Origin of the sequence: Tabrizicola caldifontis (genome assembly GCF_004762095.1) — a bacterium.
GTDB classification, from domain to species: domain Bacteria; phylum Pseudomonadota; class Alphaproteobacteria; order Rhodobacterales; family Rhodobacteraceae; genus Tabrizicola; species Tabrizicola caldifontis.
On the sequence record NZ_SIJH01000029.1, the window covers coordinates 1 to 13829 of the forward strand.

10 protein-coding genes and 1 pseudogene are annotated in these 13829 nt (G+C 67.2%); 4 read left to right on the forward strand and 7 right to left on the reverse strand.

What is annotated here, in order from left to right; genetic code table 11:
* Positions 1 to 336: 336 nt before the first annotated feature.
* The 6 genes from EYB42_RS16530 to EYB42_RS16555 form a co-directional block, all read right to left on the reverse strand.
* Entirely contained in the window at positions 337 to 1461 is a 1125-nt protein-coding gene (locus EYB42_RS16530; RefSeq protein ID WP_135451185.1) for a RuBisCO large subunit C-terminal-like domain-containing protein, read from the reverse strand.
* On the reverse strand, positions 1461 to 2462 hold the full coding sequence (locus EYB42_RS16535; protein WP_240784236.1) for a transketolase family protein: 1002 nt from the start codon (positions 2460 to 2462) through the stop codon (positions 1461 to 1463). Before EYB42_RS16535 ends, EYB42_RS16530 begins: the two co-directional genes overlap by 1 nt.
* Positions 2462 to 3391 (reverse strand): transketolase, encoded by a 930-nt coding sequence (locus EYB42_RS16540; protein ID WP_135451186.1) that lies wholly within the window; start codon positions 3389 to 3391, stop codon positions 2462 to 2464. Before EYB42_RS16540 ends, EYB42_RS16535 begins: the two co-directional genes overlap by 1 nt.
* A 58-nt stretch (positions 3392 to 3449) precedes the next feature.
* Complete coding sequence (locus EYB42_RS16545; RefSeq protein ID WP_135451187.1) at positions 3450 to 4487, reverse strand: substrate-binding domain-containing protein; 1038 nt, start codon at positions 4485 to 4487, stop codon at positions 3450 to 3452.
* A gap of 69 nt (positions 4488 to 4556) precedes the next feature.
* A complete protein-coding gene (locus EYB42_RS16550) occupies positions 4557 to 5570 on the reverse strand; it encodes an ABC transporter permease (protein WP_135451188.1) in 1014 nt (337 codons plus the stop codon).
* Positions 5567 to 7081, reverse strand: a complete 1515-nt coding sequence (locus tag EYB42_RS16555; RefSeq protein WP_135451189.1) for a sugar ABC transporter ATP-binding protein — start codon at positions 7079 to 7081, stop codon at positions 5567 to 5569. Before EYB42_RS16555 ends, EYB42_RS16550 begins: the two co-directional genes overlap by 4 nt.
* A 117-nt stretch (positions 7082 to 7198) precedes the next feature.
* On the opposite strand from EYB42_RS16555, the gene mtnK reads away from it, so the two are divergent.
* Positions 7199 to 8464 (forward strand): S-methyl-5-thioribose kinase, encoded by a 1266-nt coding sequence (gene mtnK / locus EYB42_RS16560; RefSeq protein ID WP_135451190.1) that lies wholly within the window; start codon positions 7199 to 7201, stop codon positions 8462 to 8464.
* Positions 8461 to 9564, forward strand: coding sequence for an S-methyl-5-thioribose-1-phosphate isomerase (gene mtnA / locus EYB42_RS16565; protein ID WP_135451191.1), 1104 nt, complete (start codon positions 8461 to 8463; stop codon positions 9562 to 9564). Before mtnK ends, mtnA begins: the two co-directional genes overlap by 4 nt.
* Positions 9565 to 9579: 15 nt before the next feature.
* Here the strand turns inward: mtnA and EYB42_RS16570 are convergent, their stop codons facing one another.
* A complete protein-coding gene (locus tag EYB42_RS16570; protein ID WP_135451192.1) occupies positions 9580 to 10551 on the reverse strand; it encodes a sugar-binding transcriptional regulator in 972 nt (323 codons plus the stop codon).
* Between the two features lie 126 nt (positions 10552 to 10677).
* Between EYB42_RS16570 and EYB42_RS16575 the strand changes: the two genes are divergently transcribed.
* Both EYB42_RS16575 and EYB42_RS16580 read left to right on the forward strand, forming a co-directional pair.
* Positions 10678 to 12738, forward strand: coding sequence for a bifunctional aldolase/short-chain dehydrogenase (locus tag EYB42_RS16575; protein ID WP_135451193.1), 2061 nt, complete (start codon positions 10678 to 10680; stop codon positions 12736 to 12738).
* A 143-nt stretch (positions 12739 to 12881) separates the two neighbouring features.
* Positions 12882 to 13702, forward strand: a pseudogene (locus tag EYB42_RS16580) (IS3 family transposase); the annotation flags it as partial.
* Positions 13703 to 13829: the final 127 nt, after the last annotated feature.

Here is a 13829-nt window from a genome sequence, read left to right on the forward strand (position 1 = left end):
CCCTGCCTCGTGCTCTTTCAGAATGCCGATGATCTGGTCTTCGGTGAACCTGCTGCGCTTCATCTCTGGTCCTCTCGGTTGGGCCAGAGTCTACCTCAAACTGGATTAGGCGGAGGGGGCAACGTCACCAGCCACGCCGGTTGCCAGCCCTTTCTTCGCAAAAGATCTTGGCACCCCAGGCGATTTCTCATCAACTCGCGGCCGGCGGCAGCCAAGGCAGGTTGTCGGCCGGCATCGTCAGGATGATGCGCGGGCGCACCTGACCCATGCGGCGCTGGGCGGTCTGCACAGGGACACGCAGCTTCGGGTCGCCAAAGCTGGGTGGCGGCCTGCCCGTCACTGCGCCGCAGCGATCGAGAGCGCCGCACGCATTTCGGCAACTGCCTCGTCGATCCGTTCCGGGTGGCGCAGAAGGCTGCCTCCCAGCAGATAGACCACATCCTCGCCATACATGGCCTGCATGTCGGCAGCACGGGCGACGCTCATCCCGCCGCCGGGGCTGGGCAGCATGGGGGCGCCGGGGCCTTCCGGCGCGCGGCAGGCCGCGGCGATCTGGCGGCATTCGCCGGTGGTAAAGCCGAAACGCCCGCCCACGTTCGGGAAGACCGAGATGTCCGAGCCTGCCAGCCGCTGGATCGTGCCGAACAGCACGCCATGGTCGATCCCGTTGTCGGGGGCCAGCACATAGGGGCCCAGGAAGGAGGGATGCGTCATCACCGGAAGACCAAGCGCGGCATCGCGGGCGATGCGGTGCACAAGGCCGAAGCCGAAAAGCCCTGGCATCACCAGCACGCCATCCGCGCCCACCTCTTTCAGGAAGCGCAGGTTGTCCTCGATCTCTTCCGGCCGGCCCGAGAGGTTGGGGAAGTAGAGCGTCCGCCGCCCGGTTTCGGCACGGGCCTTGCGCATGGCGTCGCAGACGGCCTCGACACGCGCGCGGAATGGGGCGGTCGGCTGGCCGGCGAGACCATGGTCTTCCTTTACTATGTCGGCCCCACCCCGGACGCAGCCCGCGGCGAGGCGGGCGAAATCAGCCGGTGCAAGGCCCATCGGCTTCAGCACCGGCGCGATCATGCCGCCGGTGGCGCGCCCGCAGCGGGCGCGGATCCCGGCGATGCCGAAGCGGGGACCGGGCATGCGGCGGGCCATTTCCGGCCCGATGACGATGCCGGTCACGCGGATGCCCTGCTGGATCGAGGAATTGCCGAAGACCACGTTCAGGAACTGGGTGAATTCCTCGCCCGCGCTGTCGGGGGAATAGCTGACGGTGACCTGCCAGACGCCCTCTGCCAAGGCCCCGATCTCCTCGACCCGGCCGAGGATCTCGTCTTCGACATAGCCCGCGGGCACCACGTTGCGCGGGATTTCCACCGTCTGCTCCAGCGCGATGCCTTGCGCGCGCGCCATCGCCTCATCGCGGGAGGCGGCGCGCAACCGGTAGGTGACGGTGAAGCGCGCCATCACAGCGCCTCGGCCTTGACGGCGGAATGGACGGCCTCGATCCGCACGGCTTCGAGCGCGCCTTCGTCGATGCCGGTCGCATGGCCGGTCAGCTGCTCGATCGCGCGCACCAGCGCCAGCGCGTCCATCCCGTAATAGCGCATCAGATAGGGGCGCGAGCCACCGTGCGCATAGGTGTCCTGAAGCCCCAGCCGGATCAGCCGGCGGGCAAGGCCGGCCTCGGCCAGCGCCTCGGCCACCATAGACCCGATGCCGCCCACGACCAGATGGTTTTCCAGCGTGACGACCCCGTGGCGCACGCTTGCGGCATGATCGACGATCTGGGCCGCATCGAAGGGCTTCAACGTGTTCAGGTGCAGATGCCGCACCGAAACGCCGGCGCGGGCCAGCGCGCCCCGGGCCCGGATCGCCTCTTCCGTGGTGATGCCGGCGGTGACGACCAGCACATCGTCGCCCTCGGCCAGCACCCGCATCCGCCCGATCCGCAAGGGCGTGTCGAAGAGCCGCGGGACCGATCCCCGCAGGATACGGCAGTAGACCGGGCCATCAACCCTATCGGCCTCGGCCACGATGCTTTCGACCTCGGTCGCGTCGCCGGCTTCCAGCACAGTCATGTTGGGAATCGTGCGCATCACCGAGATGTCCTCGATCGCCTGATGCGTCATGCCGCCGGGCGTGGTGACGCCAGGCAGGAAGCCCATCAGCCGCACCTTGCGGCGCGGATAGGCGATCGAGGCCATCAGCTGGTCATAGGGCCGGCGGTAGAGGAAGACGCCGAAGGAATGCAGGAAGGGGCGGAACCCGGCCAGACCGAGGCCGCCCGCGAAGGACAGCATGTTCTGTTCGGCCATGCCGAGCGAAAGGAACTGCTCCGGGTGGCGATCGCGGAAGCCGTCGATCTCGCAGCTCGACGTCAGGTCGGCCGACAGGCACAAAACCTCGGGGTGCTGCACCGCATAGGCCTCGAAGGCGCTCGCATAGGGGCGGTTGACCATGTCCATCAGTGAGCCTCCAGCGGAACGGGGGCGACGCCCAATTCGGCGGCGATTTCGGCATTCATCCGGACGCGTTCCTCTTCGGACTTGAAGCGGACGTAATGCAGGCGGGGGAAGCGGGACATCAGGCTTTCCATGCCTTGCGTGGGCCGGGAATGGGCCAGAACGATAAGGGGGCGGCCCGGATGGGGCGTGGCAGCCGCCGTGCGCAGGGCAGGAAGGTCGTGGGCGTCGCATTCGGCGACCACGGCGCCGAAATCGCGGAACTTGGTGGCGATGTCGCCCACCGTCATCACGTCATCCATCGCGCCGTCGCATTGCTGGCGGTTCACGTCCATGATCGCCCAGAGATTGTCGATCCCGTGATGGGCGGCGGCCTGCACGGCCTCCCAGGTCTGGCCCTCCTGCACCTCGCCGTCGGACATGAAGACGCAGACCCGGCCGGCATGGCCCAGCCGCTTGCGGCCCCAGGCAAGTCCCGCGGCGGTGGAGAGCCCGATGCCGAGGGTGCCGTTGTGCACCTCCATCCCCGGCGAGTGTTCGGCCCCGATCATCTCGACCGAAGAGCCGTCCTTGTTGAACATCTCCAGCCCCTCGGGCGCCATACGGCCGACCTCGATCAGGCAGGCATAGGCGACGAGGGCATAGTGCGCGGGCGCGATGAACAGCCGGTCGTGCACGGCATCGAAGGGGCCGTTGTAGCCCGCGCCGGTGACATAGCCGGTGTTGGAGGCCGAGGGCACGCCCGAAAACGGCGGCGGCACCATCGGCATGGTGGAAGGGCCAAGGTTCAGCGCCTCGTTATAGAGGAAGGCCAGCTGCTCGGCCGCCGAACAGGCCTGGCTCAGATAGCCGCCGTTGTTGCGGATCGTGTGCTCGAAGACACGGGCGCGGATGCCGCGGGCGACCTCTTCGGTGGATTTCTCGTTGCGCAAGGGCTTCTCCGGTCGGCTTGGGAGGGGCGGGCCGAAGCAGCCCGCCCCGAGGGCGCCTTCAGCGCGGCGGCAGCTTCATCCAGGGCGTCATCGCCACATCGGCATGGGCAAAGGCGGGCAGCTTGGCGCCCAGCTCCTCCATGTTCTTGATGTCGAGATCGTTCAGCATCTTCTGGGTGATCAGCGTCGGCGGCACGATGACCTGTGCGCCGGGATCCTCGCTCGCCAGCAGCATCGCCAGCGCCCGGACCGAAACCTCGCCGACCACGGCGGGGTTGGTCGCGGCCGTCGCCTTCCAGGCCGAGCCGGGTTCCCGCATCAGCGCGATGTCGGCGGTCGAGATGTCGGCGGAATAGATCGAGACCTGGCCGGACATGCCCGCCTCGTCCAGGGCGATCTTGACGCCCTTGGCGAATTCGTCATAGGGCGCGAACATCACTTGGATGTTCGGATTGGCCGACAGGACCGCGCGCGCCTGATTGGCGACCGAATTGGCGATGGGGTTGTCCAGGGTGCCGAACATCGCGACTTCCTGGATGCCTGGATTGGCGGCCTTGACGGCCTTCCAGGTTTCGTCGCGGCGATCCAGCGGCGCGATGCCGGGGACATAGACATAGCCCGCGACCCATTCGGTGCCGTTGTCGGCAATCGCCGCTTCCAGCGCGAGCCGCGCAAGATCGCGGTCGGACTGTTCGATCTGCGGGATAGCGGGGTTCTCGACGTTCACGTCGAAGGCCACGACCTTGATGCCCGCATCCACCGCGCGCTGAGCGGCCTCCTTCATCGACTCGGTCAGGCCGTGCTGGATGATGATGCCATCGACACCCAGCGCAATTGCCTGATCCACCATGTCGGCCTGAAGGGCGGCGTCCTGCCGGCTGTCGAAGACCTGAAGGTTCACGCCCAGCGCCGCCGCCTGCTTTTCCACGCCCGAAAGATAGGCCTGGAAGAAATCGCCGGTGGACAGATAGCGCACCAGCGCAATGTTTACGTCTCCCGGCTTGTCGAAGGGCGCCGGCGCGTCCTGAGCAAGCGTCAGGGTCGGGGCCAGCGCCACGCTGGTCACAAGGGCTGCGAATGTCCGTCTGGAGATCATTGGTTCCTCCCGTTTCTCCGTGGTGTCAGGTACCGGCGGCCGCTTCTGGCGGCGGTGTGCGCCGGCATTCTATCGGCGCGCCCGGCCTACCCGACCGGACAGCGCGAAGGTGAAGACCAGCGCCACGACCAGCACGGCGCCCTTGATGAAGTCCTGCGTGTAGTAGGGCGCGTTCAGCATGGTCAGGCCCTGCAGCAGGATGCCCACGAACAGGGCTCCGATCGCGGTGCCGAAGGCGTTCGGCTTCGCCGCCCCCAGAACGGCGAAGCCGATGAGCGCGGCGGCGACCGAATCGAGCAGCAGGTTGTTACCCGAAGCCACATCGCCCCGCCCGAGCCGGGCTGCCAGAAGGATCCCTCCGAGTGACGCCATGACGCCCGAGATCACATAGGCCAGCACCCGGTAGCCCGCGACATTGATCCCCGCCAGCGCCGCGGCCTGTGCGTTGGACCCGATCGCATACATGACCCGCCCATGGCGCGTAAGTTCCAGAAAGACCCAGGTCAGGACCGCAATCACGACCAGCACCACCACCGACAGCGGCACAAGATCGGGCAGGATGAAGTCGATCCGGTGGCGACCAAGCATCAGGAACTCTGGCGCGAAGGTGCCGGTTGCGGTGCGCCCGTCGGCCAGCACCATGCCGGTGGAAATCGAATTTCCCTGGGTGGGAATCCGTTGCAGGCCGACCAGAAGGAACATCATGCCAAGCGTCGCAAGTAGATCCGGCACACGCATCTTGACGATCAGAAGCCCGTTGATCAGACCCACTGCCGCGCCCATCAGCAGGCACAGGATGACCGCCGTCAGCGCGCCCATCTCCCAGATCACCATCACGTAGGCCGAAAGCATCATGGCCGAGGTCGCCACCGCCCCGATCGACAGGTCGAACCCGTCCACCACCAGCGTCGCAGTGATGCCCAGTGCGAGGATGCCGGTGATCGCCACCGATTGCAGGATGAAAACCGCGCTCTGCGGCGACAGGAACGCCGGCTTCAGCACCGAAAACACCACGATCATTCCGGCCATCAGCACAAGAAAGCCGTAGCGGATCGCCAGATGGGTCGGAGAAAGGGATTTCATGCCGGTTCCTTCGTCTTTTCGGCGCTGCCCGAGACCTGAGCCATGAGGCGGGCCAGGTCGATGTTCTCGTTTCGGTGGTCGCCGACCAGGGTGTGCTCGCTCATCACCAAGATGCGGTCGGCTACCTCCAGCGCCTCGTCAAGTTCGGCGCAGAGGACGAGGGTCGCGCGGTCGGCCGCGCTGTCGCGGATGCGGCGCCCGATGTCACGGCGGGCCTGGATGTCCACGCCCTGGAAGGGTTCGTCCAGGATCAGAAGCCGACTGGCCTCGGCCATCCAACGACCGACCACCACCTTCTGCTGGTTACCGCCCGAAAGCGTAAGGATGCCGTCGCGCGGCCCCTGGCAGACCACCCCCATCGCTGCAATGATGCGCTCCGCCGCCGCCCGTTCCGCGGCGCGGCGCATCAGGCCCAGCGGGCCGGCATGGCGCGCGGTGAACGGCAGTGTCAGGTTCTGCTGGATGTCAAACTGCGGGATAACCGAATTGATCAGCCGGTCCTTTGCTGCAAGGAACACGCCGGCAGCAACCGCTTGCCCCGCACCCTCGGGCCGATAGGGCGCGCCATCCAGCTGCATCTTGCCTTCGGCCGCCGGCTCCAGCCCATAAAGGACCGCGGCCAACGCAGACTTGCCCGACCCCACAAGGCCGGTGATCGCCACCACCTCGTTGCGGCGTAGCACCAGGTCGAAGGGCTGTGCTTCCGGTTTCAGCCGCAGCCCGCGCGTCTCGAACATTGCCGGGCCCGGTTCGGGAATGGCAAAGTCCACCTCGGTGATCTCATGGCCGAGCATCGCCCGCACGGCGCCGGAATAGTTCAGCGGCTTCCCCTCGAACAGGCCAGAGATCTGGCCATCGCGCATCGACACGATCCGGTCGGCGAGACGGCGGATGTCCGACATGCGATGCGAGATGTAGAGGATCGCCACCCCTTCGCCCTTCAGGCGGTCGATCAGCGCGAACAGCCTTTGCGCCTCGGCCAGCGACAGCGACGAGGTGGGTTCGTCCAGGATCAGAAGGCGCGGCCGGTGCGCCATGGCGCGAGCAATGGCGACAAGCTGCCGATCGGCCAGCGTCAGCCCCGCGACCGGGCGCGACACGTCGATCTCCAGCCCGACCGCATCGGCGATGCGCCGCGCCTCGGCGCGCATCCGGCGGCGCTTCAGGAACAGGCCGCCCCCTTCGGCAAGTGTGTCCAAAAGCAGGTTCGAGGCCACGTCCAGATCGGGCACAACCCCGTCGTTGATGTTCTGGTGCACCGTCACCACGCCCTGCCGCAGCGCCGCCGCAGGGCCGACCGGGACAAAGGGTTGACTATCAAGCCGCACCTCGCCGCCATCCGCCCGATGAACCCCGCAGAGGATCTTGACCAGCGTGGATTTTCCCGCGCCGTTCGCGCCCATCAGCGCCGTGACCTGACCGGCCGGCAGATCCAGATCGATCCCGCGCAGCACGGCATTGCGGCCGAATGCCTTGGTGATTCCGCGAATGGTGATCGCCGCAGCCGTCATGCCTGTCCTCGCTCCCGAAAGCTACGCTACGCGCAGATCGTCATTTGTCAATACCATTTGACATATGACGCAATCTTGGAAATTCTGGGGACGGAGGATCAGGAAGGGAGGATGCGGATGAGCGCCGAAACCTATGTCGCCTTGACGCCGGAAAGCCTGCCGGCGCGCCTCGGAGGGCTGGCGGCCCTGCGCGAGAAGGTGGGTCCGCCAGAGAGCTGGCAGGTGCGCGAGGTCGGAGATGGCAACCTGAACCTTGTCTTCATCGTTACAGGCGCAGCCGGCCATGCGGTGGTCAAGCAGGCCCTGCCCTATGTGCGGCTGGTCGGAGAAAGCTGGCCCCTGCCGTTGAAACGATCCTTCTTCGAATACAACGCGCTCATCCGGCAGGAGGCGCGCGATCCCGGCTCGGTTCCGGCCGTCTGGCACTTCGACGAGGTGCAGGCCATCGTGGTGATGGAATGTCTGACGCCGCATGTCATCCTGCGCCAGGCGCTGATCGCGGGCCGGCAGGTAGAGGGCCTTGGTCGCAGGTTGGGCGAGTTCTGCGCCCGCACCCTGTTCCGCGGATCCGACCTGTCGATGCCGGCGGCCGAGCGCAAGGCGGATCTGGCGCTATTCGCGGGCAATGTCGAGCTGTGCGACATCACCGAGAACCTGGTGTTCTCGGACCCCTATTTCGCGGCACCGATGAACCGGCACACGCCGGGGCTTGACGGCATCGTGGCGCGGCTGCGGTCCGACCTGTCGCTGAAAGTGGCCTCGCAGCATCTGAAGATGGCCTTCACAAGCCGGGCCGAGACCATGCTGCACGGCGACCTGCATACCGGCTCGATCATGGTGACGGATACCGAGACCCGGGTGATCGACCCGGAATTCGCCACCTATGGGCCGATGGGTTTTGACGTGGGCATGCTGATCGCCAACTTCCTGATGGCGCATTTCAGCCAGCCGGGCCATGAAACCGCGCCGGGCGAGCGCGCGGGGCAGCAGGACTGGCTTCTGTCGGTGGTCGAGACGATCTGGCGCACCTTCGTGGCCGAGTTCAGCCATCTCTGGCGGACCGAGCGGCGCGGCATCCTCTATCAGGCCAGCCTCTACGAGGATCAGGGCCACGGCCTTGCTGCTGAACAGGCGCTGGCCGATCTGATCGGGCGGATCTGGGTCGATATGCTGGGCTTCTGCGGGGTGGAGATGCACCGCCGCATCCTGGGCCTTGCCCACAACGCCGATTTCGAGCGCATCGCCGACGAAGGCCGCCGCGCCGCCTGCGAGGCGAGGGCGCTGGCCATGGGCCGGCAGCTGATGCTTGGGTCGGGCGCGATCCGGGGGATCGGGGCGGTAACCGCCATGGCGCGGCGTATGGACAAGGAGGATCACCTGTGAAGATCAACGGCACGCCCTATCGCACCATCTGGCAGGATGCGGATGGCACGGTGCAGGTCATCGACCAGCGCTGGCTGCCGCACGAGCTGCGCATCGTGCCCCTGCGCGACCGGGCGGAATTCGCCACGGCGATCCGCAACATGTGGGTGCGCGGCGCGCCGCTGATCGGGGCCACCGCTGCGTGGGGCATGGCGGTGCAGATGGCCGATGATCCCTCGGATGTCTCGCTGGCCGAGACCTGGGAGGTGCTGCACGAAACCCGCCCCACCGCGATCAACCTGCGCTGGGCGCTGGACGAGATGCGCCGCCTCTTGGCCCCCCTGCCGCCGGCCGAACGCGCCCGCGCCGCCGCGATCCGCGCGGCGGAGATCTGCGACGAGGATGTGGAGATCAACCGCCGCATCGGCCTGCATGGCCTGCAGATCATCCGGGGGATCGCCGCGCGCAAGGGCGGCAAGCCGGTGAACATCCTGACGCACTGCAACGCGGGCTGGCTGGCGACGGTGGACTGGGGCACTGCCACCAGCCCGATCTACCATGCCGATGCCGAGGGCATCCCGGTCCATGTCTTCGTGGACGAGACCCGCCCGCGCAACCAGGGCGCCCAGCTGACCGCCTGGGAGCTGAACAGTCACGGCATCAGCCACGACCTGATCGTGGACAATGCCGGGGGTCATCTGATGCAGCACGGCGAGGTGGACATCGTCATCGTCGGCACCGACCGCACCACCGCGCGCGGCGACGTGTGCAACAAGATCGGCACCTACCTGAAGGCTCTGGCCGCGCGGGCGAACGGTGTGCCCTTCTACGTCGCGCTGCCGTCACCCACCATCGACTGGCGTGTGCGGGATGGAGTCAAGGAAATCCCGATCGAGGAACGCGGCGCGGGCGAGGTGACCATGGTCCAGGGTCGCGGCCCGGACGGTCGGATCGTGCATGTCCAGATCTCTCCCGATGGCACCGGCGCGCGCAACCCCGCCTTCGACGTGACCCCGGCCGAGCTGGTCACCGGCCTTCTGACCGAACGCGGGCTATGCCCCGCGACCGAGGAGGGCATGGCCGCCATGTTCGGCGACCTGAAGGCCGCGGTTCAAGGTTAGGGCCTTGTGCGGCGCTCAGGGAGCGGAGAGGAGCGCCTCGGCGACCGAGGTGGCGGTGACCAGATGCGTGACATAGCCGCCCCGAATCGCCGCCCGCGTCGCCTCGACCTTGTCGAGGCCCGGCGTGACCAGGATCCCCATGTCCAGCCCGACCAGCCGCGCCAGCGGCACGCCGATCATCCGGTCCTCCATCGGGCCGGGAAGCTGGCGGCCCTCGGCGTCGATGAAGCGGCCGCAGATCACGCCGACCGCGCCGTGGGCGACATACCAGTCGAGGTCCGCCGGCGTGGCCAGCCCGCTGAGGACGATGTGGCTTTCCGAAGTGGCGGTGCCAACCGAGAACAGCAGCTTGTTCACCGTCTCCAGCTGGTCGAGCTGCGCCTTCAGGATCGGTTCCTCGCGCAGTTCGGCGGCAAGTTCCGCGCGGCTGAGGATCGCGGGCGCATGCAGGTTCAGACAGCGCGCGCCCAGCCGCTGGGCAAGGCGCGTCGAACAGGCTTCGGCGGTAAAGCCGTAGGGCGTGGCCATCGACCCCACCAGTTGCAGCACCGCCAGATCCTCGATCCGCGCGGGTTCGACCATCTCGGCCAGTTCATAGACCGTGCGCCCCCAGGCCACCCCCAGCCGGTCGCCCGGCGCCACCAGTTCGGGCAGCCAATCCGCCGCCCCCCGGACCACCCGCAGGAAGCCTTCCTCGGTCGTCGTGCCTTCGTCGGGGATCACATAGGCGCCTTGCAGGCCGAAGCGGTCGTTCAGCGCCAGCGCCAGCCGGTGCGTGGTAAAGGCCGGCGCGGCCAGCGTGATGCGGATCAGCCCCTTCTCGCGCGCCTCCTGCAGGTAGTTTACCACCGTCGCGCGCGAAATACCCAATGCGGCGGCGATCTCCTGCTGGTTCTGGCCGTCCTGATAATACATCCAGGCGACCTGGATGACGGCATTCTCGCCGCTGACCTGCGCCAGATTGCGCCGCCGTGTGTGACCGCTCATCCGCATTCCGCCGAATTGACCTTTGACAATACTATCTGACAAAAGTAGAAAATCCAAGCACCGGTTGCCCGACCCGCCTGAAGATCCCACCCCCGCCGGCTGGCCCAGCCATAGCAGGAGACGAAGATGCCCGCCAATCTCTGGACCGACGCCGAGGCCGAAGCCTTTCTCGCCGCCGCCGGCCCCGATCCCAGGGCACGCGATCTGGCGTTGCGGGTCTATACTTCGCGCCTGATCGGGCGCGATCCGGATCTGGTGATGCACGGGGGCGGCAACACCTCGCTGAAATCCACGGCGCTGGATGTGTTCGGCGAAGAGGTCGAGGTCCTGCACATCAAGGGCTCGGGCTGGGATCTGGAGGTGATCGAGGCACGCGGCCTGCCGGCGGTGCGGCTGGCCCCCCTGATGCGCCTGCGCAGCCTGCCCGCGCTGTCGGACGAGGCGATGGTCAATGTCCAGCGGCTGAACCTTCTGGACCCATCCGCCCCGAACCCCTCGGTCGAGACGCTGCTGCATGCCTGGATCCCGCACCGCGTGGTGGACCACACCCACGCCACCGCCTTCCTGGTGCTGGCCAACCTGCCCGAGGTGGCGGCCGTGACGCGGGAGCTTTTTGATGACCGGCTGACGCTGGTGCCCTATGTCATGCCGGGCTTCGCACTCGCCAAGGCCGCGGCCGAGGCCTATGAGCAGAACCCCGAGGCCGAAGGTCTGCTGCTGGTCAACCACGGCCATTTCACCTGGGGGCCGGACGCGAAATCGAGCTACGACCGGATCGTGGAGCATACGAACCTGGTCGAGACCTGGCTGGCCGATCGTCGCCCCGCCCCGCTGGTGCCGGCCGCCGCCCTGCCTGTGGCCGAGGCGGCGCCGATCCTGTCCGCCCTGCGCGGAGCGCTGGCCTCGGCCCTGCCCGAGACGGCGCATCTGCCCGTGCTCGACCTGCGCGCGGGAGAGGGCGAGCGCGCCTTCTGCACCCGCCCGGACATGGAGGATCTGGCCACCCGCGGTGTCGCCACGCCCGACCATGTGATCCGCACCAAGGGCGAGGTGCTGGTGCTGCGCCGCGCGGCGCAGGAGGCTGCGGCCATGCGCGCGGCCGTGGCGGCCTGGGCCGACCGCTACCGTGCCTATTTCGAGGCCCATGCTCACCTGGCGTCGGAACCGAAGAAGATGCTCGCCCCCATGCCGGGGCTGGTCTGGCTGGAAGGCGCGGGCATCGTCGGGGTGGGGGCGACGGCGACGGCGGCGCGGATCGCGGCCGACATCGGTTGCCAGTCGGCCCGCGTGCGCGCGGATGGCGAGGCGGCGGGTGGCTTCCGCCCGATCGGGGCACGCGACCTCTTCGACATGGAATACTGGTCGCTGGAACAGGCGAAACTGGGCAGCGGCAAGGCCCCGGCGCTGCAGGGCCGCGTGGTGCTGGTTACGGGGGGCGCGGGGGCCATCGGCCTGGCCACCGCCCGCGCCTTCGCCGCGCAGGGGGCAAACCTGTTCCTCGTGGACCGCCCCGGTGAGGCGCTTGACAAGGCCCTTGCCGCCTTGGGCCGCGATCACGCCGGCCACGGCTGCGACATCACCGCACCCGGCGCGGCGGCGGCAGCGGTGGCGGCCTGTGCCGCCCGCTTCGGCGGGCTGGACATCCTGGTCTCGAACGCGGGCGCCGCAGTGACAGGCGACATCGCCACACTGGACGACCGGGTGCTGCGCGACAGTTTCGAACTGAACTTCTTCGCCCATCTCGCCTTTTCCCAGGCGGCCATCGGGATCTTCCGGGCGCAGGCCGCCGGCAGGGCCGCACGCGGGGTCGAGCCGGGGCAGATCCTGTTCAACGTCTCGAAACAGGCGGTCAATCCGGGCAAGGGCTTTGCCGCCTATGGCCTGCCCAAGGCCACGACCTTCTTCCTTCTGCGCCAGCTTGCACTGGAACTCGGTGCGGAAGACATCCGGGTGAACGGCATCAACGCCGACCGCATCCGCTCGGGCCTCCTGTCACCCGAGATGATCGCCGCACGCTCCTCCGCGCGGGGGGTGGACGAGGCGACCTACATGGCCGGCAACCTGTTGCGGGCAGAGGTAGAGGCCCGGCATGTCGCCGAAGCGTTCGTGATGCTGGCCCGCGCCGAACGGACCACGGGCCATGTCATGACCGTTGACGGCGGCAACATCGAGGCCGCACTGCGCTGAATCGTGGGCAGCCAGCCCGCAGGACGATTGCGCATCGCATTGTCGGAAGCGGCGATCGAACCAGCGCGAGTGGCAGGCTTGACGTTGTCCCCTGCGCCTGATCCAGTTTGAGGTAGACTCTGGGCCAACCGCAAGGACCAGAGATGAAGCGCAGCAGGTTTGCCGAAGACCAGATCATCGGCATTTTGAAGGAGCATGAGGCCGGGGTTTCCGTCGCCGATCTGTGCCGTAAGCACGGCGTCAGCAAAGCGACCGTCTACAAGTGGAAAGCCAAGTATGGCGGCATGGATTTCGGCGAGGCCAAGCGGCTGAAGGGTCTCGAGGACGAAAACGCCCGGCTGAAGCGGTTGCTGGCGGATGCGATGCTCGACAATGCGGCGCTGAAGGATCTGCTTGGAAAAAAAGTGGCAGCGCCCGCCGCGAAGCGGCAAGCGGTCGCCCATCTGGTGGCAAGTCACAAGATTAGCGAACGACGGGCGTGCCGGGTGATCGACTGTTGCCGGATGACCATGCGCTATGAGGTGATCCACCAAGATGATCCTGTGCTGCGCGAGCGGCTGAAAGAACTGGCCAAAGCCCGGCGTCGGTTCGGCTACCGTCGGCTGCATGTGTTCCTGCGGCGCGAGGGCCATGAGGTCAATCACAAGAGGCTGTTCCGCATCTACCGCTAAGAAAAGTTGCATGTGCGCTGTCGTGGAGGGCGAAAACGTGCCATGGGAACACGGGCTCCGATGGTGCCGCCGCTGCTGCCAAACCAGCGTTGATCACTGGATTTTGTGTCGGATCAGCTGACGGATGGCCGTCGCTTCCGGATCATGACTGTGGTCGATGATTGCACGCACGAGTGCCCGTCCCTGATCGCCGACACCTCGTTGTCGGGGGCACGGGTGGCGCGTGAATTGGCATCTTGTTCGACGCCCGCAGCCAGCCCCAGACGATTGTCAGCGATAACGGGACCGAGTTCGATTGTGCCCCGCAGGGTGGTGTAAGAGCGTCGCCCCTTGGAGAGGTCCGGGCTTGATCAGGCGGCCACGGCGGGCAAGCGGACGGTGGGATTGTCGGTGACGCGGGCGAGTGTTTCAAGCGACATG